This window comes from Streptomyces sp. DT224, assembly GCF_049844595.1.
GTDB lineage: Bacteria > Actinomycetota > Actinomycetes > Streptomycetales > Streptomycetaceae > Streptomyces.
On the sequence record NZ_JBNCLI010000001.1, the window covers coordinates 591,330 to 614,451 of the forward strand.

Genomic DNA, 23,122 nt, shown 5'->3' on the forward strand with positions numbered 1-23,122 from the left:
AACGTCTGCATGCCGGGTACGCTGCTGTCATGGGACATCGTGAGGATCTGCTCGAAGGCGCCAAGCGCTGCCTGCTGGAGAAGGGGTACGCGCGCACCACGGCGCGTGACATCGTGGCCGCGTCGGGCACGAACCTCGCCTCCATCGGCTACCACTACGGCTCCAAGGACGCACTGCTCAACCTCGCGTTCATCAAGCTGACCGAGGAGTGGGGCGAGAGGTTCGCCCCGGACGGGGAGGGCTCCGAGGGGGCGGCGGAGGCGCCGGCCGCACCGCTCGACCAGTTCCGCGAGACCTGGGAGCGGGTGATCGGGAGCTATGAGCAGACCCGGGCCGTCTGGCAGCTCCAGATGGAGGTCATCTCCCGGATCGACTCCGACCCCGAGCTGCGCAAGGCCCTCATCGGACCGCAGCGTGCGGGGCGCGACGGACTCGCCGAGGGCATGCTGGGCGTCGACCCGGAGACCGACCCCGAGCGCGCCCGCGTCGCCGGCCTCTTCAGCCAGGCCCTCCTGGCCGGGGTCATGGTCCAGTGGCTGATGGACCCCGATTCGGCCCCGTCCGCCCAGGATCTGACGGACGGCCTGAAGGTCGTCCTGGAAGGCCGCGGCCCGGACCCCGAGAGCCCCCGATGACCGTCCGGGCCGGCCGGCCCTTCGACCTCGCGCGCACCGCCGCCGAGGTGGCGGCCCTGCTCACCGCCCCGCTCCCGGCCGCCGGCCCCACGGTGGCCGAGGGCGACCCGGACACGGGGGAGTGGCGGGCGACCGCCGGCGAGGGCTTCCGGGCCGTGCCGCTCTGGGAGTCCGGGGACGACGAGGGCGACCCCGACGAGGCGGAGGAGGCGGCCGAGGCCCTGCTCGACGCCCTCGTCGCGGAGCTGGAGACCCGCTGGGGCCCGCACCATCGCGTCGCCGTGCATGTCGCGCTGCTCCTGAAGCAGGAGGGCACCCCGGTCCCCCCGCTCTTCGACGCGCTCCTCGACGAGGACTGCTGCGGCGACCTGGGGGCCTGGGGCCCGCTGCCCGGACCGGGGGAGGGCCGCTGGGTCGGTGTGAGCGTCGGCCGCAGCGACGGCGACGCGCCCCTGGTCATGGCCGCCGTGGTCAGCGACCGCCCGATCACCGCCCCGCCGCCGCCCGCCTGGCTGTGAGCCCGCGCGTCACCGCAGCCGGGCCGCCTTCAGGGCCATGTGGAGCAGCAGCCGGTCCTCGCCGTCGTTCAGGTCGAGACCGGTGAGCTGCTGGACGCGGGAGAGGCGGTAGTACAGCGTCTGGCGGTGGATGCCCAGCTCGGAGGCGGTCCGGGACGCCTGGCCCGCGCAGTCCAGGAACATCTCCGCGGTGCGGGCCAGGTCCCGCTGCGCCGGGGTCAGCAGGGGGCGCACGGCCGGGTCGGGCAGGACCTCCGGGCCGAGCGCGGTCAGCGTGCGGTACGGGCCGATGGCCGTCCAGTCGGCGACCGGGCCGAACCGGGTCTCCGCCGCCGCGGCCCGGGCCGACCCGGACGCCTCGTGCCAGGCGTCCGCCAGCTCCGCGAGGCCCCGGCGCGGGACCGCGATCCCGGCGGTGGCCGCCTCCCCGGCGGTGGCGCGCAGCCGGCCGGCCGCGGTGAGCGCCGGGTCCAGGACCTCCGGCGACCGCAGCCGGATCAGCGCAGCCAGCGCGGGCGGGCCCGACCGGCCCGGCAGCGGGGCCCCGGTCAGCGCCGCCGCCGAGGGGACCGTGCGCACGGCGGGCGCGCCGTCCGGCCACGGGGCCACGCACACCACGGTGTGCAGCCCGTCCGCGTCGGGGCCCAGCGCCTCGGCGAGCGCGGCGACCGCCATGTCCCGCTGCCAGCCGCGCCCGGCGGCCAGTACCGCGCCGAACTCCCGGGACAGGTCGGTGCCCGCCCGCTCCTCGTCGGCCAGCAGCGCGCCGATCCGGGCGGCGACGTCCATCGCCGCGTCGAGCTGGCGGTCGGTCGGCCCCGGGTCGGCGTCGAGCAGCCACACATAGCCGAGCACGACACCCCGATGGCGTACCGGCAGGCAGATGCGGTCGCGGTAGACCCCCGCCTCGGGGGCGGCCGGGATGCGCAGGGGGCCGGTGGCGCGGGTGATGCCGAAGTTCTCGAACCAGGCGCGGACCGCCGGGGTGGAGCGGCGGGTGAGGATCGACCGGGTGCGGACCGGGTCCATCGCCGTGGTGTCGTCGCTGTCGTGGGCCCCGAAGGCGACCAGGCCGAAATCCCGGTTCTCCAGCGTCGCGGGGACGCCGAGCAGCGCGGAGATCTCGTCCACCAGCTCCTGGTAATCGCCCTTCACCCGGCCATTCTCGCACCCCTTCAGACATATGTCTGAGATCCAGTCCACGGATGTGTGGCAGCTGTCGATGGCAGGGAAGCGGTGCGATCCTTAGATTTCACGGTGGTTCTCCGTGCTGTACCGCTTATGTTCGTTACACGGCATATACGGCGGTGTGGCTCCGTTCGTACTTTCCGTGGAGGTGCCCCGTGCTGGGTCCCGTGATTCTCGCCGCGTCGCGGAGCGACAAGATGCGCCGGTTCATCTCGGCCGCGCCCGGCACCAAGCAGGTCGTGGACCGCTTCATCGCCGGTGAGACGGTCGACCAGGTCGTCCCCGTCATCGAGGACGCCGCCGGCAAGGGCCTCGAAGTCACCCTCGACGTCGTCGGCGAGGACATCACCACCCCCGAGCAGGCCGCCGCCGCGCGCGACGCCTACCTGGAGCTCGTCGAGCGCCTCAAGGACCTCGGCCTGGGCGCCAGGGCCGAGATGTCCGTCAAGCTGTCGATGTTCGGCCAGTCCCTGGAGGGCGGCCACGAGCTGGCCCTCGCCAATGTGCGCCCCGTTGTGGAGGCCGCCGCCGCGATCGGCACCACGGTCACCCTGGACGCCGAGGACCACACCACCCTCGACTCGATGTTCGCCATCCACGAGGAGCTGCGGAAGGACTTCCCGCAGACCGGCTGCGTCATCCAGGCGTACCTCTTCCGCACCGAGGAGGACGCCCGCCGCCTCGCCGCCGCCGGCAGCCGCGTGCGGATCGTGAAGGGCGCCTACAAGGAGCCCGCCTCCGTCGCGTACCAGGACAAGGCCGAGATCGACAAGGCGTACGTCCGCATCCTGAAGACCCTGATGCAGGGCGAGGGCTACCCGATGATCGGGTCGCACGACCCCCGCCTGATCGCCATCGCCCAGGAGCTGGGCCGCAAGGCCGGCCGCAAGCTGGACGAGTACGAGTTCCAGATGCTGTACGGCATCCGCAGCGACGAGCACGTCCGGCTCGCGGCCGAGGGCCACCGCATGCGTGTCTACACCGCGTACGGCACCGACTGGTACGGGTACTTCATGCGCCGCCTCGCCGAGAAGCCGGCCAACCTGCTGTTCTTCGGCCGCTCCATCCTCACCAAGGGCTGAGCACCCCCGCCACCCTCCCAACGACTGACTGAAGGAGCATCGGAACCCATGGACGCTGTGACCCAGGTCCCCGCGCCGGTCAACGAGCCGGTCCACTCCTACGCCCCGGGCTCCCCGGAGCGCGCCCGTCTGGAGGCCAAGCTCAAGGAGCTCAGCCAGAACCCCATCGACCTGCCGATGACCATCGGCGGGGAGAAGCGGATGGGTGGCGGTGAGCGCGTCGACGTCGTGCAGCCCCACAACCACAAGGCCGTCATCGGCACCTTCGCCGGCGCCACCGAGCAGGACGCCCAGGACGCGATCGACGCCGCCCTGGCCGCCGCTCCGGCCTGGCGCGCGATGTCCTTCGACGACCGCGCCGCGATCATCCTGCGCGCCGCCGAGCTGCTGTCCGGCCCGTGGCGCGAGACGCTGGCCGCCTCCACCATGCTCGGCCAGGGCAAGACCGCCCAGCAGGCCGAGATCGACTGCCCCTGCGAGCTGGTCGACTTCTGGCGCTTCAACGTGCACTACGCGCGCCAGATCCTCGCCGAGCAGCCCCCGGCCAACTCCCCGGGCGTGTGGAACCGCATGGACCACCGCCCGCTGGAGGGCTTCGTCTACGCGATCACGCCCTTCAACTTCTCGGCCATCGCCGCCAACCTGCCGACCGCGCCCGCCCTCATGGGCAACGTCGTCGTGTGGAAGCCGTCCCCGACGCAGACCCACGCCGCCGTGCTGCTCATGCAGCTCCTGGAGGAGGCCGGTCTGCCCAAGGGCGTCATCAACCTGGTGACCGGTGACGGCATCGCCGTCTCCGAGGTGGCCCTGAACCACCGCGACCTGGCCGGCATCCACTTCACCGGCTCCACCCCGACCTTCCAGCACCTGTGGAAGACCGTCGGCAACAACATCGCCAACTACCGCACCTACCCGCGGCTCGTCGGCGAGACCGGCGGCAAGGACTTCGTCGTCGCCCACCCGTCGGCCGACCGGGCCGTCCTGAAGACCGCGCTGACCCGCGGCGCCTTCGAGTACCAGGGCCAGAAGTGCTCGGCGACCTCGCGCGCGTACATCCCGGCCTCCATCTGGAACTCGGGCTTCAAGGAGGCGTTCGCGGCCGAGGTCGACTCCATCACCATGGGCGACGTCACCGACCTCTCGCACTTCATGGGCGCCGTCATCGACGACCGCTCCTTCGCGAAGAACAAGGCCGCGATCGACCGCGCCGCCGCCGACCCGGCGTGCACGATCGTCGCGGGCGGCACCTACGACGACTCGGTGGGCTACTTCGTCCGCCCGACCGTCATCGAGTGCACCGATCCCGAGAACGAGGTCTTCACGACCGAGTACTTCGGCCCGATCCTCGCCGTGCACGTGTACGAGGACGACCAGTACGACGCGATGCTGGACCAGATGGAGTCGGTCTCCGACTACGCCCTGACCGGTTCCGTCATCGCGAACGACCGCGCGGCGGCCGCGTACACGATGGAGAAGCTGCGGTACGCCGCGGGCAACTTCTACATCAACGACAAGTCGACCGGTGCCGTCGTCGGCCAGCAGCCCTTCGGCGGCGGCCGCGCCTCGGGTACGAACGACAAGGCCGGCGCCCCCCAGAACCTCCAGCGCTGGACCCTCACCCGGGCCATCAAGGAGACCCTGGTCCCGCCGACCGAGTACACCTACCCCCACCAGGGCTGAGAGGGCGCCCGGCGCCCCCACGATTCCCGCCCCCCGTCCGGTTCCCCTGCCGGACGGGGGGCGGTTTCCATGCGCGGCTCAGCTCCACCCGTGCACGATCAGCGCCAGCCCCACCGCGAAGCCGCCGCCGAGCAGCACCAGGTAGGGCCCGTACAGCCGGCGGTGGCGGCGCAGCAGCAGTCCGAACGCGCCGAAGGCGAGCCCCACCGTCAGCGTCCGCGAGCCCCGCGCCGCCGCCGAAGCGGCCACCCAGTCCGCCGCGGGCACCGAAGCCCGGCCCGCCTCCGCCCCGTACACCTTGAACGGGATGCCGTTCCACGGCTGGTGGCGGACGGCCGACGCGCCCTCCACCGCCAGCTCCGCGCGGACCTCCGCCCGCATCCGGTCCGTGGTCAGCGGCGCGGGCAGGTGCGCGCCCGCCGCCGCCATGTGCAGCGCGAGCAGCCCGCCCACCAGGCTCCCGGCCAGCGCGCCCAGCGACATCTTCAGGGCCGCGCGCGGCACCGCCACGCAGACCGCCGCGAGCAGCAGCTCCGGCATCAGCGGCCAGCTCAGCGCCTCCGCGAACGCCCAGCAGAAGGCCAGCGGCAGCCCCGCGCGGGACGTGACGACCGAGGCCACCCGCCGGCGCACCGCGGAGTCCCGCAGCGGTTCGGCGGCCGTACGCTCGTGCAGTGCGCGCACCGCGTCCCGGGCCGCCCCGGGGGTGACCCCGGAGGGCAGCGGCTCCCCGACCGTCACCCGGACCAGGGACGAGCGCAGCCGGCCGTGCTTGGGCAGCAGCCGGTCCGTGCCCGCGATGCCCACCGGCACCACCGGCACCCCCGCCTCCTCGGCCAGAACCAGCGCGCCCTTGTGGAAGGAGCCGAGGGTGCCGTCCTCGGCGCGGGTGCCCTCCGGGAAGAGCACGACCGCCCGGCCCTCGCGCAGCTCGCCGGTCCTCGTCAGCAGGTCCGCCATCCCGCCGCCGGCCCGGCGTACCGGGAAGCCGGCCGCCAGCCTGCGGCAGATCCGGCGCCGCCAGGGGGACGCGAACCAGTAGTCCGCCGCCGCGCCGATCGCCGGGCCGTGCCGGGCGTCCAGCGCGGCCAGGAGCGCCGCCGTGTCCGCGTGCGAGGTGTGGTTGGCGACGACCACGCAGCCGCCGCGCGGCAGCCGGCCGCGCCGCTCGATACCGCCGGTGAGGCTGAGGACGCCCCACCACAGGCCCCGTCGCAGGGCGGAGGAGACCCGGGAGCGGACCGGGAGGACACCGGAGGTGCGTACAAGGGTGTTGCCAGGAGGCGTCACGTCATCACCATCGCCAGGAGGAGAGCCACCAGCAGGGAGTCGATCCGGTCGAGCAGCCCGCCGAAGCCCGGCAGCCAGCTGCCCGCGTCCTTCACGCCGGACTCGCGCTTGACCATCGACTCGACGAGGTCGCCGAGCACACACCCGCCGACCACGGCCGCCCACAGCGGCAGGGTGAACGCGCCGAGCACGAGCAGCAGCGCCCCGGTCGCGGCGGCCGCGCCCAGCACCCCGGCCCACGTCTTGTTCGGGGAGAGCGGCGACAGCGGCCGGGCGAGCGGACCCCGCCGCCCCAGCGCCGTACCGCCGCACCAGGCGCCGACATCGCCGAGTGCCACCGCCAGGCCCACCGCGACCGCCGTGTCCCCGAGGGTCACCAGGCCGGTCAGCGCGACCGGTATCCACAGCAGCCCGAAGGCGGTCCTGGCGGTGCGGGTGAAGCCCGTGCGGTCGTCGCCGCCCAGCACGGGGGGCAGCGCCGCCGCGACGAGCAGCAGGGCCACCGCCCGCAGGTCCAGCGCGTGCGGGGCGAGCCGGGCGAGGGCCGGGAGGGCGGCCGACGCCACCGCGAGCACGGCCAGGTCGCCCCGGCGCAGGCCCGCCATCCGGGCGTACTCGGCGGCCGCGACCACCCCGAGACCGGCGGCCAGCGCGTACGTGCCGCCGCCGCCCAGGAGGAACGCGCCCAGGAAGACCGGGGCGACCACGGCCCAGGTCCGCCAGCGCCTGCGCAGTTCCGCGCGCATCCGGACCCTCGCGGGCAGCACCGCCACGGCGACCCCGCCCGCGCCCAGCACGCCCGCGACCAGGAGCACCGCGCGGGCTGCGGCCTCCTCGGCCATCAGTACGGCGCTCATGCCGTCTCCCGCCAGAGGCCGGCCAGCCGGAGGGCGGCGGTGAGCAGGGAGCCGGCGGCGATCACGGCCAGCACCGGGACGGCCCAGCCGCTCGCGGCGGCGACCACGACGAGCAGACAGCGCTCGGTCTTGCCGACCGGGCCCCCGTTGCGCCGGGGCGCCCCGGCGGCGGCCCCGGCCAGCGACACCCAGGAGGGCAGCGTGGCCGCGAGCGCCGCCAGCGCGACCAGCCAGAGCGGGGCGAGCGGCAGGAAGCCGGCGAGCACGACCAGGTCGGCGACCCGGTCGCCCAGCTCGTTGAGGACGGCGCCGCGCCGGGTGGTGCGGCCGGTGTCCCGGGCGAGCGCCCCGTCCAGGTTGGCGAAGGCGAGCCGCGCCGCGAGCAGGACGGCGACCGGAAGGGCGGCGACCGGGGCGGGCAGCCAGGCCAGGGAGGCGGCGGCACCGGCCGCGGCGGCCACCCCGGCGGCGGTGAGGGTGTCGGGTGACACCTCACGGCGGACCAGCGAGGCGCGGACGCCGGAGAGCCGGTCCGCGTACCAGGGCTTGAGAGCGTAGAGGCCGTTCATGGCTGCAACTCTCGTGCGACGCACGTTCTTTCGACACGGCCCGGGTACTCACGTACGCCTGAGTACGCGCGCGGGCCGCAGGGCCCGTGCGAGGGCTCCGTCTCAGATAGTAGGAAGTCCGAGTAATTGTGGAGACAGACCGGCCCGGCTGCTCTAACTTTGTAGGAGCCGAACGTCTCGCTAGATCAAGCGACTGGCGGTCGAGAGCGCGCGCCCTGCGCAGGCAACCCCTGCGGCGCCCGTTCCCCGCCCCTTCCGGCGCCTCGAAATCACTGATCTCGACATCACCCCACGCTGTTCGATCTCGAAATCCGCGCGATCTCAAGGAGTCGATCCACCATGGCCGAGACCACCACCCGCCGCCGTGTCCGTCACGCCCACCGCCCGACCGAGTCGGAGCGGCAGGCTGCCGCCGCCGCCCTGCAGCGCGCCCTCGACCGCAGGGACAACGGCGGCTCCACCGGCCACTGACCGGGACCCGCGCCGCGCTCAGCCGCGGCTGATCTCGAAGTGGTCGACGCGTTCCCCCGACTCGGCGAGCGCGGTGACCTTCATCCGGGGGTGCCGTCCCGCCTCCACCTCCACCGCGAGGAACGAGAAGCCGGTGTACCGCACCCGCGACCACTCCACGGTCTCGGCGGCCTTCACGCGGCCCTTGGCCACGTGGTACGTGTCCACGCTCTCCAGATCCGCGACGTGCCCCTCGTAGCTGTCGGGCACCGGGAAGTCGTACAGCGCCTTGCCCGCGCCGCCCGCCGTGACGTAGACGATGCCGTCCCGGCGGGGGTCGGTGCGCTCGCCGATCGGCACCGGCCGCCCGACGGCGTTCCTCAGGATCGCGTCGGTGCGCTCGTAGACGTGGTTGTGCCCGTTGATGACCAGGTCCACCCGGTGCTTCTCGAAGAGCGGCACCCAGGCGTCCCGCACCCCGCCGTCCGAGGCGTGCGCGTTGGTCGTGGAGAAGGCGCAGTGGTGGAAGAAGACCACCAGGAAGTCGATGTCCCGGCGGGCCCGCAGTTCGCCGAGGCGCCGGTCCAGCCAGCGGGTCTGCCGGCCGCCGCTGATGCCGAAGTTGGCGGGGATCTCGTAACTGACGTCGTTGGCGTCGAGCGCGATCACGCCGACGTTGCCGTGGACGAAGGAGTAGGCACCGGGCTGGTTGACCGGGTCCGGACCGTTGTCCGGGAGGGTCCAGCGGGCGTTCTGGCCGCCGTAGCCGTCCGGCGAGTACCACGCCTCCATGTCGTGGTTTCCGGTCGTCACCATCCACGGCACGGTCTTGGCGACCGTCTCCGTCTGCGCGAGGAACTGGTCCCAGGTGCGGGCGTCATAGGTGTCGGTGGTCTGCCCGGAGCCCGACGGGTCCGCGTAGCAGATGTCCCCGGCGTGCAGGTGGAAGGCCGGGTTCTGGCCCAGGATCAGCTGGTCGTTGCCGAGCGCGTGGTAGCTGACGCCCTGGTCGCCGAAGGCGGTGAAGGTGAAGTTCTCCGCCCGCGCCGGTGCGGTGGTGAAGGTGCCGAGCGTGCCCAGATTGCGCGCGTCCGCCGGGTCGAAGCCCTCGTGGCCGACGCCGTAGTAGTACGTGGTGCCGGGCTTCAGCCGCTCCAGGGACGCGTGGACGTAGAACTGCTCGGCCGCCGCGATCCTGCCGTCGTTCAGCCCCGGCGTCGTCAGGTGGCGCACCTCCGCGTCGATCCGCCGGCTCAGCGCCCACGGCTTCAGCCCGATGCGGATGTACGGGCGGCGCACCGCGAACGGCACCTGCCAGGAGACCGCCATCTGCGTCTTCGGGTCGGCCCCGTACGCCAGGTGCCGCCCGAACGGGGCGACCAGCGCGCCGTCGACCCGCGTGGTGCTGTGCGAGGTGAGTACGGTGGGCGCCGCGTACGCGGGGGAGGAGGCGAGGCCGATCCCGGCGCCGGCCACGGCCGCGGTCGCCACGCCGGTGCGCAGCGCCCCGCGGCGGGTGAGCCGGGTGCGGAGGTAGTCGTGCTGCTCGGCCATGGTCATGCGGCCGGCGAGCTTCTCGGGGATGCCGAAGCGGGGAATGTCCATGGGCGACAAGCTCCACCGCCCGGCTGACGGCACCCCGTCGAATAGGTGAACGGTACACGTACAGCTGCTCATATGTCCGTATGGTGGACGGGACGTGTCATGGGGTGGGACGAGCAGTAGGGTGCCAGCATGTCTCGCAGCATCAATCTCGCAGTGATCCCCGGTGACGGTATCGGCCAGGAGGTCGTGGCCCAGGGCCTCAAGGTCCTCAACGCTGTTCTCCCGCAGGATGTGAAGCTGGAGACCAAGGAGTACGACCTTGGCGCCCGGCGCTGGCACCGTACCGGTGAGACCCTCCCCGACGCGGAGCTCGACGCCCTCAAGGGGCACGACGCCATCCTGCTCGGCGCGATCGGCGACCCGTCCGTGCCCTCCGGCGTCCTGGAGCGGGGGCTGCTGCTGAAGCTGCGCTTCGCCTTCGACCACTTCATCAACCTGCGCCCGTCGAAGCTCTTCCCGAACACCGAGACCCCGCTCGCCGGCCGCCCGGACATCGACTTCGTCGTCGTCCGCGAGGGCACCGAGGGCCCGTACACCGGCAACGGCGGCTCGCTGCGCACCGGCACGGAGCACGAGGTCGCCACCGAGGTCAGCCTCAACACCGCCTTCGGTGTCGAGCGGGTCGTCCGGGACGCCTTCGAGCGCGCCGCCGCCCGCCCCCGCAAGAAGCTGACGCTGGTCCACAAGAACAACGTCCTGGTCTACGCGGGCCACCTGTGGAAGAACATCTTCGACAAGGTCGCCGCGGAGTACCCGCAGGTCACCACCGACTACCTGCACGTCGACGCCGCGACGATCTTCTTCGTCACGCAGCCGGAGCGCTTCGACGTCATCGTCACCGACAACCTCTTCGGCGACATCCTCACCGACCTCGCCGCGGCCGTCTCCGGCGGCATCGGCCTGGCCGCCTCCGGCAACATCAACCCGACGGGCGCCTTCCCGTCGATGTTCGAGCCGGTCCACGGCTCCGCCCCCGACATCGCGGGGCAGGGCAAGGCCGACCCGACCGCCACGATCCTCTCCGTCGCCCTCCTGCTGCGCCACCTCGGCTACGAGGCCGAGGCCGTGCGCATCGAGGACGCCGTCTCCGCCGACCTCGCGGAGCGCGACGGAAGTGCCCGTACGACCGACGAGATCGGCGACGCCCTCGCGGTACGCGTAGCGGGCTGACCCGACGACTCCCACAGAAGCCGCCGGGTCGCAGACGCACCCGGCGGCTTCACCTGTGCGCGCCGGGTGTCACCATCGAACCCTGGACCGCACCCACGCCATTTCGTGCACGGCACCCGTCGAGCGATAATCGAACGGGGCCGTGGCTCGCAGCGAAGCTCGGACGTCCTAGCACCTGAAGGCGTGCACGCGGTCCTCCACACACATCACGGTGAAGGACACGCACTCATGACGACCACGATCGAGCTCAAGCCCTCCTCGAACCCGCTGTCCGACGCGGAGCGCGAGGCGCACATGGCCCAGCCGGGATTCGGCCGCTACTTCACCGACCACATGGTGACGATCAAGTGGACCGAAGGCCGCGGCTGGCACGACGCCCAGCTCGTGCCGTACGCGCCGCTGTCGATCGACCCCGCCAACATGACGCTCCACTACGGCCAGGAGATCTTCGAGGGCCTCAAGGCGTACCGCCAGCCCGACGGCTCCGTCGCCACCTTCCGCCCCGAGGCCAACGGCGAGCGCTTCCGCGCCTCCGCCCGCCGCCTCGCCATGCCGGAGCTGCCGGTCGAGACGTTCGTGGCGGCCTGTGACGCGCTCGTCCAGCAGGACGCGGCCTGGGTCCCGGCCCACGGCGGCGAGGAGTCCCTGTACCTGCGCCCCTTCATGATCGCGACCGAGGTCGGCCTCGGCGTGCGGCCGTCCAACGAGTACCTGTTCCTGGTCATCGCCTCGCCGGCCGGCGCCTACTTCCCCGGCGGTGTGAAGCCCGTCTCCATCTGGCTCTCCGAGGACCGGGTCCGCGCCGTCCCCGGCGGCATGGGCGACGCCAAGACCGGCGGCAACTACGCCGCCTCCCTCCTCGCCCAGGCCGAGGCCGCCGCCAAGGGCTGCGACCAGGTCGCCTACCTCGACGCCGTCGAGCACAAGTGGGTGGAGGAGCTGGGCGGCATGAACCTCTACTTCGTGTACGGGGACAGGATCGTCACCCCCTCCCTCACCGGCTCCCTGCTCGCCGGCATCACCCGGGACTCGCTCCTGAAGCTGGCCGGTGACCTCGGCTACACCGCCGAGGAGGCCCGCGTCTCCATCGACCAGTGGCGCGAGGACACCGCCGCCGGCACCCTCACCGAGGTCTTCGCCTGCGGCACCGCCGCCGTCATCACCCCCGTCGGCACGGTGAAGAGCGCGGGCGGAGAGTGGACCCAGGGAGACGGCACGCCCGGCCCGGTCACTCTCAAGCTGCGCGAGCGCCTGCTCGACATCCAGCGCGGCACCGCGGAGGACACCCACGGCTGGATGCACTCCCTGGCGTGAGCACCCGGTACGGAGAGCCTCCGGTGTCTCGCCGGGGGCTCTCCGTACGCCCGCATCCTGAGACGGGCGGTTCGCGGCGGCGGTCCTGTGCCAGACTGCCTCCGTGCCCTCGTTCGTCATGATTATTGGCAGCAGGCGCGCCGGTCCGCAGTGACCGTCCCGTACCACCACGTGCGGCACGGCCACCGTGCCCCAGACCCGCGCGCAGACCTCTCGCACCCGCGAGGGGTTTTTTGTTTTCCGGCCTCCACCTCGGCCGGGCACACGGCGCACGGGATGATGGGGGCAAGTGGAGCCGGGCCGCGTCCGGCGGATCAGGATCGGGTAGGGCGCGGCGTCTGGTGCGGTGCATCGCAAGGCGCCGGAGCGTCCTCATCGCGGAGCGATCAGGGCGGTTCGGCAACGCGGCGAGGTGCCGTGCCAGACGCCGCGACCCCGGCCATCATCCGCCGGACACGGCCCAGTCGTCCGGATCCACTCATCCGACAGGAGTCAGACCAGCAATGACCACCAAGGCCAAGCCCACCGACGACAGCTTCCATGTCTTCGACACCACGCTGCGCGACGGTTCACAGCGTGAAGGCATCAACCTGACGGTCGCCGACAAACTGACCATCGCCCGGCACCTGGACGAGTTCGGCGTCGGCTTCATCGAGGGCGGCTGGCCCGGCGCCAACCCCCGCGACACCGAGTTCTTCGCCCGCGCCCGCCAGGAGATCGAGTTCAAGAACGCCGAGCTGGTCGCCTTCGGCGCGACCCGCCGGGCGGGCGGCACCGCCGCCGAGGATCCCCAGGTCAAGGCGCTGCTGGAGTCCGGTGCCCCGGTGATCACGCTGGTCGCCAAGTCCCACGACCGCCACGTGGAGCTGGCCCTGCGCACCACTCTGGAGGAGAACCTGGAGATGGTCCGCGACACCGTCTCCCACCTCCGCGAGCAGGGCCGCCGGGTCTTCGTGGACTGCGAGCACTTCTTCGACGGATACCGCGCCAACCCCGAGTACGCCAAGGCCGTCGTCAAGGCCGCCGCCGAGGCCGGCGCCGACGTGGTCATCCTCTGCGACACCAACGGCGGGATGCTCCCGGCCCAGATCCAGGCCGTCGTCTCCACGGTCCTCGCCGACACCGGCGCCCGGCTCGGCATCCACGCCCAGGACGACACGGGCTGCGCCGTCGCCAACACCCTCGCCGCCGTCGACGCCGGCGCCACGCACGTCCAGTGCACCGCCAACGGCTACGGCGAGCGCGTGGGCAACGCCAACCTCTTCCCGGTCGTCGCCGCGCTGGAACTCAAGTACGGCAAGCGGGTCCTCCCCGACGGCGCCCTCGCCGACATGACCCGGGTGTCGCACGCCATCGCCGAGGTGGTCAACCTCACCCCCTCCACGCACCAGCCGTACGTAGGCGTCTCGGCCTTCGCGCACAAGGCCGGGCTGCACGCCTCCGCGATCAAGGTCGACCCGGACCTCTACCAGCACATCGACCCCGCCCTGGTCGGCAACACCATGCGGATGCTGGTCTCCGACATGGCCGGGCGGGCCTCCATCGAGCTGAAGAGCGACGAGCTCGGCATCGACCTCGGGGGCGACCGGGAGCTGGTCGCCCGGGTCGTCGCACGGGTCAAGGAGCGCGAGCTCAAGGGCTACACGTACGAGGCCGCCGACGCCTCCTTCGAGCTGCTGCTGCGCGCCGAGGCCGAGGGCCGGGTGCGGCGCTACTTCCGTACCGAGTCCTGGCGGGCGATCGTGGAGGACCGCCCCGACGGCACCCACGCCAACGAGGCGACCGTGAAGCTGTGGGCCAAGGGCGAGCGGATCGTCGCCACCGCCGAGGGCAACGGACCGGTCAACGCCCTGGACCGGGCGCTGCGCGTGGCCCTGGAGCGGATCTACCCGCAGCTCGCCAAGCTGGAGCTGACGGACTACAAGGTCCGCATCCTGGAAGGCCGCACCGGCACCGACTCCACCACCCGCGTACTGATCACCACCGGCGACGGGACCGCCGAGTGGTCGACCGTTGGAGTCGCCGAGAACATCATCTCCGCGTCGTGGCAGGCGCTGGAGGACGCGTACACCTACGGTCTGCTGCGCGCCGGCCTCGACCCGACGGACTGACGCCCGCGGGTTCGACCCGTACCCGCCCGCCCCCGTCCGCCCGCCTCAACCGGCAGGGCGGGCGGGGGCGTTCGCGTGCACGGCCCCGTACGGGCACCGAGTGAACGGGATGCGGGACGCCCGCGTCAAGAGCCTCTATGCGTTCAGGAATTGAATGAATGGACCGTGTTCTCCTCGTTATCAGATGGGTACGGACCAATCTCGACGTGAAGTATTGACGGCTGTGTTTCAGCGGGGTTAACTCACGCCACCAACGCCGGTACCGGTTCCGGAACCGGTTGCGGTACCGGTTCCAACATCGGCCGTCACGGCCGCTCCCTCTGTCCCGTTGTGTCCTGGAGGCCCCCGATGCGAGTCACCATCGCTGATGTCGCCCGCGAGGCCGGCGTCAGCAAGACGACCGTCTCCCGGGTCATCAACACCAAGGGCGAGGTGGACGGTTCGACGGCCGCGCGCGTTCGCGAAGTGATCGCACAGCTCGGCTACGTCCCCAGCTCCGGCGCCGTCGGCCTGGCCCGCGGCAGCAGCCGCACGGTCGGCATGCTGGTGCCCTCGCTGACCTGGCCCTGGATGGGCGAACTGCTCCAGGGCGTGGTCGACACCGTCGAGGCGGCCGACTACGGGCTGCTGCTGTTCACCTGCAACCGCGGGGCCGAATCCGTGGAGCGCTTCACCAGCCAGGTGTCGGCCCGGGCCTTCGACGGCCTGGTGGTGGTGGAACCGGAGAACACCCTGGACCACCTCACCGAACTGCACCGCGACGGCCTGCCGATCGTGCTCATCGACGATCGCGGCCACCACCCCGACTTCCCCTCCGTCGTGACCACCAACCACGAAGGAGGCGCGTCGGCCGCCCGCCATCTGCGGGACGCCGGTCGCACCAGGCCCGTCGTGATCACCGGCCCCGAGCACTTCGGCTGTGTGCGCGACCGGACGGCCGGGTTCGTCTCGGTCCTCCCCACGGACCTCGTCGTCCCGGGGGACTTCACCGAACGCTCCGGCCGGCTCGCCGTGGAGGAACTCCTCGCCTCGGGCACGGAGTTCGACTCGGTCTTCGCGCACAACGACATCACCGCGGCAGGTGTGCTGCGGGCGTTGCGCGCCGCCGGGAAGACCGTGCCCGGTGACATCGCGGTCGTCGGCTTCGACGACATCCCGATGTCCGAGCACACCGAACCGCCCCTGACCACCGTGCGCCAGCCCACCCGGCAGATGGGTGAGACGGCCGCACGGATGCTCCTCTCCCACCTGGGCGGCACGCCCGTACCGGACACCCCGGTCGTGCTCCCCACCGAACTGGTCGTGCGCCACTCGGCGCCCTAGCGGACAAGGGCACCCCCAGGCCCACTCCCGCACCCGCACCGCCCGTACAGCACCGCCCGTACAAGGCGCGCCCAGCGCTGCCCGTTTCCGGAATCCGCAGACCCGCCAGTCCCTCCTGGAGTCGTTATGTCCGCACGCCGTCACACGCTGAGAGCCGCCGCGGCCGTCACCGCGGTGGTCGCACTCGCCGCAGGCTGTTCCTCGGCCAACTCGAACCACAACAAGAACAGCGGCGGTGCCGCTACGGGCGTCCTGAACATCGGCAAGCCGGACGGGCCGCAGACGAACAACAGCAACCCGTTCCTCAACACCTCGGCCGGCGCCACCCTCGGCTACCGCTGGATGATCTACGAGCCGCTGACGATGGTGAGCCAGATCCGGCCCGCCGACAAGCCCGACCCGTGGCTGGCGACCGACTGGAAGTGGGACCTCAACTTCACGAAGGTCACCCTCACCATCGACGAGCGCGCCAAGTGGGCCGACGGCAAGCCGCTGACCGCCGACGACGTGGCGTACACCTTCAACCTGCTGAAGAAGCACCCCGCCCTCAACGCCGACGGCATCCAGTGGGGCGGCGTCGAGGTCAAGGACAAGAAGGTCGTCCTGACCTTCAACGCCTCGCAGTACGTCAACCAGAACAAGATCCTCCAGCAGTTCATCGTGCCCAAGCACATCTGGGAGAAGGTCGACAACCCGGAGACCTGGCCGAACCGGAACCCCGTCGGCTCGGGCCCGTACAAGCTGAAGACGTTCACGCCGCAGACCACCACGCTGACCGCGACGCCGACCTACTGGAAGGGGTCGACCAAGGTCAAGGAGCTGCGTTACAGCACGTACAACGACAACAACGCGGCGACCACCGCGCTGGCCAGCGGCAAGCTGGAGTGGTCGTTCGTCTTCATGCCGGACTTCAAGAAGCTGTTCATCGACAAGGACCCGAAGAACCACAAGCTGTGGTTCCCCTCCGGCCTCGGCATCCACGGCCTCTGGTTCAACACCACCCGCAAGCCGCTGGACAACCCGGCGCTCCGCAAGGCCATGGCGATGGTCATCGACCGCAAGGCCATCTACACCCAGGCCGAGGCGACGCTCTACCCGGAGATCACCAACCCCACCGGCATCCCGCTGCCGGCCGGTGAGTCGTTCATCGCCCCGGACTACAAGAAGGCCACCACCACGCCGGACGTCGAGGGCGCCAAGAAGATCCTGGAGAAGGCCGGCTTCACGCTCAGCGGCGGCGTCCTCAAGGACCCGGACGGCAAGCCGGTGAAGCTCACCTTCACCGACCCGGCCGGCTGGAACGACTACATCACCGGCCTGTCGATCATCAAGGACAACATCAAGAAGATCGGCATCGACGCCAAGGTCAAGACGCAGACCGCGGACGCCTGGGGCGCGGACGTCGCCAACGGCAACTTCGACGCCACCCTGCACTGGACCAACAGCGGCGCCACCCCGTACGACATGTACCAGAACATCATGGACGGAGCCCTGCTCCAGCCCGTCGGCAAGCCGTCCCAGTCCGGCAACTTCGGCCGCTTCAAGAGCACCGAGGCGACCGAGGCGCTGAAGGACTTCGCCCAGGCCACCACGGACACCGCCCGCAACGAGGCGATGAACACCCTCCAGAAGATCATGGTCGAGCAGGCGCCGATGGTCCCGACCGCGGCCGCGCCCGTCGGGGCGGAGTACTCCACGAAGAACTGGGTGGGCTGGCCCACCGAGGACAACCCGTACGCGGACCCGCAGCACACCCAGCGCACCTCGCTGGAAGTCGTGCTGAATCTCAAGCCCGCCAAGTAGTACGCAGGGATCAGGTACCGGCCATGTCTGAACAGCCAGAGAACAACCACATCGTGCTCGAAGCACGCGGAGTCACCAAGCACTTCGCCGTGCGGCGCAACGCCCGCGACCTCCTCGCGCGCACCCGCCGCACCGTCCACGCCGTGGACGACGCCTCGCTGCAACTGCGGCGCGGCACCGTCACGGCACTGGTGGGGGAGTCGGGCTCCGGGAAGTCCACCGTCGCCAGACTGCTCGCCCAGCTGTATCCGCTCACCTCGGGCGAGATCCACCTGGGCGGGCAGCCGGTGAAGGCCGGACGTGGCCGGTCCTTCCGCAGTTACGTACGCCGGGTCCAGCTCATCTTCCAGGACCCGTTCGCCTCGCTGAACCCCGTGCACACCGTGCGCTACCACCTGACCCGGTCGCTGAAGATCCACGGCCGGGCGGGCAGCGGCGAGGCGGAACTGGAACAGAACCTGACCGCTCTGCTCAACCGCGTCCAGCTGACTCCTCCTCATCAGTACCTGGACAAGTTCCCGCACGAGCTGTCGGGCGGTCAGCGCCAGCGCGTGGCCATCGCCCGCGCGCTCGGCGCCGACCCCCAGGTCCTCCTGGCCGACGAGCCGGTCTCGATGCTGGACGTGTCCATCCGGCTCGGGGTGCTCAACCTGCTCAAGGACCTCAAGGACCGGCTCCACCTCGCGATCCTCTACATCACCCACGACATCGCGTCCGCCCGCTACTTCGCGGACACCACCCTGGTGATGTACGCCGGCCGCATCGTCGAGGGCGGTGACAGCGAGACCGTCACCCAGCGCCCCGCACACCCCTACACCCAGCTGCTCATCGCCTCCGCGCCGCACCCCGACCGCGCGGGCGACGAGGACGAGCCGGAGGACGACGGCACCGGCGAGCCCCCGTCGCTCATCGACCCGCCCGCCGGCTGCCGCTTCCACCCCCGCTGCCCCAAGGCGATGGAGCGCTGCCGCACCGAGCTGCCGCCCCGGTTCGACCTGGCCGACGGCCAGTGGGCCGCCTGCTGGCTCTACGACGGCACCGGCACCCGCACCGACGACCACGAGAAGGAGGCTGCGAAGTGAAGTTCCTGCTCCAACGGCTCGCCTTCTACCTGGTCACGGCCTGGGCCGCGATCACGATCAACTTCCTCATCCCGCGCCTGATGCCCGGCGACCCGGTCCAGGCACTCATGGCCCGCTTCCAGGGCCAGCTCGACACCAACGCCATCGACTCGCTCAAGGCCCTCTTCGGCCTCGACAAGAAGCAGTCGATCTGGGAGCAGTACACCGACTACTGGGCGCACCTGTTCCACGGCGACCTCGGTCTGTCGTTCACCTTCTTCCCCACCCCGGTCAGCGAGGTCATCGCGCAGTCGCTGCCCTGGACGCTGGCGCTCGTCGGCATCACCACGCTGATCAGCTTCCTGCTCGGCACCGGCATCGGGGTCTTCACGGGCTGGCGGCGCGGCTCCTGGATGGACAGCCTGCTGCCCGTGACCACGTTCATCTCGTCCATCCCGTACTTCTGGCTCGGGCTCATCGCGATCTCGCTGTTCGCCGTGAAGTGGCCGCTCTTCCCGGCCGACGGCGGCTACGACAACTCGCTGGTGCCCGCCTTCGACTGGCCGTTCATCTCCAGCGCGCTCTACCACGGGGTGCTGCCCGGCTTCACGATCGTCCTGAGCGCGGTCGCCGGCTGGATCCTCGGCATGCGGAACATGATGGTGACGGTGTCCAGCGAGGACTACGTCATGGTCGCCCAGGCCAAGGGCCTCTCCGAGCGCCGGGTGATGTTCGGCTACGCGGCACGCAACGCGATCCTGCCCAACATCTCCGGGTTCGCCCTCTCGCTCGGCTTCATCGTCGGCGGCACGCTCCTGGTGGAGATGGTCTTCTCCTACCCGGGCATCGGCTACCAGCTCTTCCAGGGCGTGGGCGCCAAGGACTACCCCCTCATGCAGGGCATCTTCCTCATCATCACGCTCTCCGTCCTGGCGGCGAACCTCCTCGCCGACATCCTCTACATGCTCCTCGACCCCCGTACCCGAAGGGAGGCGTAGGGCTGTGGCCGTCACCGCATCCGAGGTCGCCGTACTCGACGCCGCCGAAACCCCGGCAGCGAGCAAGCGCAAGTTCCGGTTCCTGCGCGGCCGGAAGACCGTCGTCGGACTGGGCATCCTGCTCTTCTTCGTGCTGATCGCGATCATCGGCCCGTGGATCGCCCCGTACGACCCCAGCGCGATGAGCCAGGACCTGCTCCAGGCGCCCTCCGGTTCGCACTGGTTCGGCACCACGCAGACCGGCCAGGACGTGCTCTCGCAGATCCTCGTCGGCACCCGGGGCGTACTCCTCGTCGGCTTCGTCGCGGGCATCCTCGCCACCGCCCTGTCCGTGGTGATCGGCGTCACCGCCGGCTTCCTCGGCGGGCTGGCCGACGAGGCTCTGTCGCTGCTGTCCAACGTCTTCCTGGTCATCCCCGGACTGCCGCTGATCATCATCATCGCCAGCTTCGTCACGGACGCCGGCGACCTGCTCATCGCCTTCGTCATCGCCCTCACCTCCTGGGCCTGGGGCGCCCGCGTCCTGCGCGCCCAGACCCTGTCGCTGCGCCGCCGCGACTACGTGGAGGCGGCCCGCGCCACGGGCGAGCCGACCTGGCGGATCATCCTCTTCGAGGTCATGCCGAACCTCACCGCCGTCATCGCCTCCGGCTTCGTCGGCACGGTCATCTTCGCGATCCTCTCCGAGATCACCCTCGCCTTCATCGGCGTCGCCGACATCTCCAACTGGAACTGGGGGACCGTCCTGTTCTGGGCGCAGTCCAGCCAGGCACTCGCCCAGGGCGCCTGGTGGTGGTTCGTCCCGGCCGGGCTCTGCATCGCCCTGCTCGGCATGTCCCTCGCCCTGATCAACTTCGGCATCGACGAGTTCGTCAACCCGCGACTGCGCACCGAGACCGGCGGGTCCCGGAAGGTCAGGATGCGCGTCGGCTTCACCCCGGTGGCCCGTACCGGCGCCGCCCGCCACAAGGAGACCCGCTCATGAGCGAGCCCGTCCTCACCATCAGCGGCCTCAACGTGGACTACGGGACCGGCACCGACGCCGTGCACGCCCTGCGCGACATCGACCTCACCCTGCACCGCGGCGAAGTCCTCGGCCTCGCCGGCGAGTCCGGCTCCGGCAAGTCCACCCTGGCCTACGCGGTCACCCGGCTCCTCTCCCCGCCCGGCGTCATCACCGGCGGCGAGGTCCACTACCACGGGCGCGACGGCCAGGCCATGGACCTGCTCGCGATGTCGGCGGCCCAGCTGCGCGCCTTCCGCTGGCAGGAGCTGTCCATCGTCTTCCAGGGCGCGATGAACTCGCTGAACCCCGTCTACACGGTCCACGCCCAGCTCACCGACGTGCTCCAGGCGCACCGCCCGGAGATGCGGAAGGCCGACCGCACCGCCCGGGCCCGGGAGCTCCTCAGCCTCGTCGGGATCTCCCCGGACCGGCTCGGCGCCTACCCGCACCAGCTGTCCGGCGGCATGCGCCAGCGCGTCATGATCGCGATGGCGCTCGCCCTGGAACCCGAGATCGTCATCATGGACGAGCCGACGACCGCGCTCGACGTGGTCATGCAGCGGCAGATCCTGCGCCAGCTGGTCCGCCTCCGCGAGGAGCTCGGGTTCTCGGTCGTCTTCATCACCCACGACATCTCGCTGCTGATCGAGTTCTCCGACCGGATCGCGATCATGTACGGCGGCCGGATCGTGGAGCAGGCCGGCGCCACCGAGATCTACCGCGACCCGCACCACCCGTACAGCGCCGGGCTGCTGCACTCCTTCCCCGCGCTGCACGGCCCCCGCCGCGAGCTCAGCGGCATTCCCGGCTCGCCCCCGCACCTCTCGGCGATGCCCGCCGGCTGCGCCTTCCACCCCCGCTGCGCCAAGAAGGTCGAGGGCTGCGACACCCACGTCCCGGTGCTCGCGGCGCCCGGGACGGACGGCTCCCGCTCGGTGGCCTGCTGGCTCCACCACGAGGCCCCCGCCGCCCGCGCGTAGCGCCCGGCCGCCGCCCACGAGCAACGCACACCACAGGAGAAGCATGAACCTCGTCACCCCCCAGGCCTACGCCCGCGAGATCACGGCCCAGGCCGTGCCCGGTCTGCCCGCCGGCTTCCGCTGGGGCGTCGCGACAGCCGCGTACCAGATCGAGGGCGCGGCGGCCGAGGACGGCCGGACGCCGTCCATCTGGGACACGTACTGCCGGGTGCCGGGCATGGTCCTCCGCGGTGAGAACGGCGACGTGGCGTGCGACCACTACCACCGGATGCCGGAGGACGTACAGCTGATCGCGGACCTGGGCGTCGACACGTACCGCTTCTCGCTGGCCTGGCCGCGCATCCAGCCGGGCGGCCGTGGCCCCGCCAACGCCAAGGGCCTCGACTTCTACAAGCGCCTGCTCGACGAGCTGGAGGCCAAGGGCGTCACCCCCTGGATCACCCTCTACCACTGGGACCTGCCGCAGGAGCTGGAGGACGCGGGCGGCTGGCCGGTGCGCGACACCGCGTACCGCTTCGCCGAGTACGCGGCGCTCGCCTACGACGCCCTGGGCGACCGGGTGAAGCACTGGACCACCCTCAACGAGCCCTGGTGCTCCGCGATGCTCGGTTACGCCTACGGGGGCCAGGCGCCCGGCCGGCAGAACTTCGGCGAGGCGATCCACGCCGTGCACCACCTGCTCCTCGGCCACGGCCTCGCCTCCCGGTACCTGCGCGAGCAGGCCGCCTCCCGGGGCAACGAGCTCGAACTCGGCATCACCCTCAACCTGGGCACCGCGACGCCGGAGACCGACAGCCACGAGGACGCCGAGGCGTGCCGCCGCGCCGACGGCCTGGGTGCCCGGCTCTACCTGGACCCGGTCGTGAAGGGCACCTATCCCGGGGACATCGTCGCCGACCTCGCCGCCCAGGGCATCGAACTGCCCGTCCAGGACGGCGACCTGGCCGCGATCTCGACGCCGCTGGACGTGCTCGGGGTCAACTTCTACCGGGGCTCGCTGTTCTCCGGCGTCACGGAGGACGGCGCGGCCACCGACGCGGAGGGGCTGCCCGTCACCCGGCAGGTGGAGCGCGACCTGCCGCGTACCGCCATGGACTGGGAGATCACCCCCACCGCCCTCACCGACCTGCTCGTCCGTCTGGAGAACGACTACGGCCTTCCGACGGTCATCACGGAGAACGGCGCCGCCTTCGACGACACCGTCTCCGAGGACGGCGCCATCCACGACGCCGACCGCACCACCTATCTTGCCGACCACATCGCCGCCGTCGCCGCCGCCCGCGCCCGAGGGGCGGACGTGCGGGGCTACTTCGCCTGGTCGCTGATGGACAACTTCGAGTGGTCCTACGGCTACGACAAGCGGTTCGGCATCGTCCGCGTCGACTACGACACGCAGGAGCGGACGCTCAAGGACAGCGCCAAGTGGTACCGCGACACCATCCGGCTCACCCGCGACGCGTCGTAGCCGCGCCCGCGGGTGGG

Annotated in this window: 20 protein-coding genes; 15 read left to right on the top strand and 5 right to left on the bottom strand. The window is 71.4% G+C overall.

Features of this window, described 5'->3' with window-relative positions; translation table 11 throughout:
* The first annotated feature begins 29 nt into the window (after nt 1-29).
* Both ACLQ2N_RS02820 and ACLQ2N_RS02825 read left to right on the top strand, forming a co-directional pair.
* Nucleotides 30-635 (top strand): TetR/AcrR family transcriptional regulator, encoded by a 606-nt coding sequence (locus tag ACLQ2N_RS02820; RefSeq protein ID WP_425808607.1) that lies wholly within the window; start codon nt 30-32, stop codon nt 633-635.
* Complete coding sequence (locus ACLQ2N_RS02825) at nt 632-1,153, top strand: hypothetical protein (RefSeq protein ID WP_425808609.1); 522 nt, start codon at nt 632-634, stop codon at nt 1,151-1,153. The genes ACLQ2N_RS02820 and ACLQ2N_RS02825 overlap by 4 nt, the downstream gene beginning before the upstream one ends.
* A gap of 9 nt (nt 1,154-1,162) precedes the next feature.
* Here the strand turns inward: ACLQ2N_RS02825 and ACLQ2N_RS02830 are convergent, their stop codons facing one another.
* Nucleotides 1,163-2,308, bottom strand: coding sequence for a PucR family transcriptional regulator (locus ACLQ2N_RS02830; protein WP_425808611.1), 1,146 nt, complete (start codon nt 2,306-2,308; stop codon nt 1,163-1,165).
* A 188-nt stretch (nt 2,309-2,496) separates the two neighbouring features.
* Between ACLQ2N_RS02830 and ACLQ2N_RS02835 the strand changes: the two genes are divergently transcribed.
* Nucleotides 2,497-3,423, top strand: coding sequence for a proline dehydrogenase family protein (locus tag ACLQ2N_RS02835; protein ID WP_425808613.1), 927 nt, complete (start codon nt 2,497-2,499; stop codon nt 3,421-3,423).
* A gap of 48 nt (nt 3,424-3,471) precedes the next feature.
* The gene (pruA, locus tag ACLQ2N_RS02840; RefSeq protein ID WP_425808614.1) at nt 3,472-5,103 is read left to right on the top strand and encodes an L-glutamate gamma-semialdehyde dehydrogenase; all 1,632 of its coding nucleotides are present in this window, start codon (nt 3,472-3,474) and stop codon (nt 5,101-5,103) included.
* 78 nt (nt 5,104-5,181) lie between these two features.
* Here the strand turns inward: pruA and ACLQ2N_RS02845 are convergent, their stop codons facing one another.
* The 3 genes from ACLQ2N_RS02845 to ACLQ2N_RS02855 are packed head-to-tail and all read right to left on the bottom strand — an operon-like array spanning nt 5,182 to nt 7,819.
* A complete protein-coding gene (locus ACLQ2N_RS02845; protein ID WP_425808616.1) occupies nt 5,182-6,393 on the bottom strand; it encodes a lysophospholipid acyltransferase family protein in 1,212 nt (403 codons plus the stop codon).
* Nucleotides 6,390-7,250, bottom strand: a complete 861-nt coding sequence (locus ACLQ2N_RS02850; protein ID WP_425808618.1) for a phosphatidate cytidylyltransferase — start codon at nt 7,248-7,250, stop codon at nt 6,390-6,392. The genes ACLQ2N_RS02845 and ACLQ2N_RS02850 overlap by 4 nt, the downstream gene beginning before the upstream one ends.
* On the bottom strand, nt 7,247-7,819 hold the full coding sequence (locus tag ACLQ2N_RS02855; protein WP_425808620.1) for a CDP-alcohol phosphatidyltransferase family protein: 573 nt from the start codon (nt 7,817-7,819) through the stop codon (nt 7,247-7,249). The genes ACLQ2N_RS02850 and ACLQ2N_RS02855 overlap by 4 nt, the downstream gene beginning before the upstream one ends.
* 339 nt (nt 7,820-8,158) lie before the next feature.
* Between ACLQ2N_RS02855 and ACLQ2N_RS02860 the strand changes: the two genes are divergently transcribed.
* The gene (locus ACLQ2N_RS02860; RefSeq protein ID WP_018102494.1) at nt 8,159-8,290 is read left to right on the top strand and encodes a hypothetical protein; all 132 of its coding nucleotides are present in this window, start codon (nt 8,159-8,161) and stop codon (nt 8,288-8,290) included.
* Nucleotides 8,291-8,308: 18 nt separating this feature from the next.
* On the opposite strand, the gene ACLQ2N_RS02865 is transcribed toward ACLQ2N_RS02860, so the two are convergent.
* Nucleotides 8,309-9,874: a purple acid phosphatase family protein gene (locus tag ACLQ2N_RS02865; RefSeq protein ID WP_425808622.1), complete on the bottom strand. Its 1,566-nt coding sequence runs from the start codon at nt 9,872-9,874 to the stop codon at nt 8,309-8,311.
* Between the two features lie 129 nt (nt 9,875-10,003).
* On the opposite strand from ACLQ2N_RS02865, the gene ACLQ2N_RS02870 reads away from it, so the two are divergent.
* The 10 genes from ACLQ2N_RS02870 to ACLQ2N_RS02915 all read left to right on the top strand — a co-directional run bounded on the left by ACLQ2N_RS02870 (nt 10,004) and on the right by ACLQ2N_RS02915 (nt 23,105).
* Nucleotides 10,004-11,044: a 3-isopropylmalate dehydrogenase gene (locus ACLQ2N_RS02870; protein WP_425808624.1), complete on the top strand. Its 1,041-nt coding sequence runs from the start codon at nt 10,004-10,006 to the stop codon at nt 11,042-11,044.
* A gap of 228 nt (nt 11,045-11,272) precedes the next feature.
* Complete coding sequence (locus ACLQ2N_RS02875) at nt 11,273-12,358, top strand: branched-chain amino acid aminotransferase (protein ID WP_425808626.1); 1,086 nt, start codon at nt 11,273-11,275, stop codon at nt 12,356-12,358.
* Between the two features lie 503 nt (nt 12,359-12,861).
* Entirely contained in the window at nt 12,862-14,469 is a 1,608-nt protein-coding gene (gene cimA, locus ACLQ2N_RS02880; protein ID WP_425808628.1) for a citramalate synthase, read from the top strand.
* Nucleotides 14,470-14,817: 348 nt separating this feature from the next.
* Nucleotides 14,818-15,792, top strand: coding sequence for a LacI family DNA-binding transcriptional regulator (locus ACLQ2N_RS02885; RefSeq protein ID WP_425808630.1), 975 nt, complete (start codon nt 14,818-14,820; stop codon nt 15,790-15,792).
* Between the two features lie 126 nt (nt 15,793-15,918).
* Nucleotides 15,919-17,595, top strand: coding sequence for an ABC transporter substrate-binding protein (locus tag ACLQ2N_RS02890; RefSeq protein WP_425808632.1), 1,677 nt, complete (start codon nt 15,919-15,921; stop codon nt 17,593-17,595).
* A 23-nt stretch (nt 17,596-17,618) separates the two neighbouring features.
* The gene (locus ACLQ2N_RS02895; protein ID WP_425808634.1) at nt 17,619-18,677 is read left to right on the top strand and encodes an ABC transporter ATP-binding protein; all 1,059 of its coding nucleotides are present in this window, start codon (nt 17,619-17,621) and stop codon (nt 18,675-18,677) included.
* A complete protein-coding gene (locus ACLQ2N_RS02900) occupies nt 18,674-19,654 on the top strand; it encodes an ABC transporter permease (RefSeq protein WP_425808636.1) in 981 nt (326 codons plus the stop codon). Before ACLQ2N_RS02895 ends, ACLQ2N_RS02900 begins: the two co-directional genes overlap by 4 nt.
* 4 nt (nt 19,655-19,658) lie before the next feature.
* The gene (locus ACLQ2N_RS02905) at nt 19,659-20,639 is read left to right on the top strand and encodes an ABC transporter permease (protein ID WP_425808638.1); all 981 of its coding nucleotides are present in this window, start codon (nt 19,659-19,661) and stop codon (nt 20,637-20,639) included.
* The gene (locus tag ACLQ2N_RS02910) at nt 20,636-21,640 is read left to right on the top strand and encodes an ABC transporter ATP-binding protein (RefSeq protein WP_425808640.1); all 1,005 of its coding nucleotides are present in this window, start codon (nt 20,636-20,638) and stop codon (nt 21,638-21,640) included. The genes ACLQ2N_RS02905 and ACLQ2N_RS02910 overlap by 4 nt, the downstream gene beginning before the upstream one ends.
* 43 nt (nt 21,641-21,683) lie before the next feature.
* Nucleotides 21,684-23,105 carry a GH1 family beta-glucosidase gene (locus ACLQ2N_RS02915; RefSeq protein WP_425808642.1) on the top strand — a complete coding sequence of 474 codons (1,422 nt, stop codon included), beginning with the start codon at nt 21,684-21,686 and terminating at the stop codon, nt 23,103-23,105.
* The last annotated feature ends 17 nt before the right edge of the window (nt 23,106-23,122 follow it).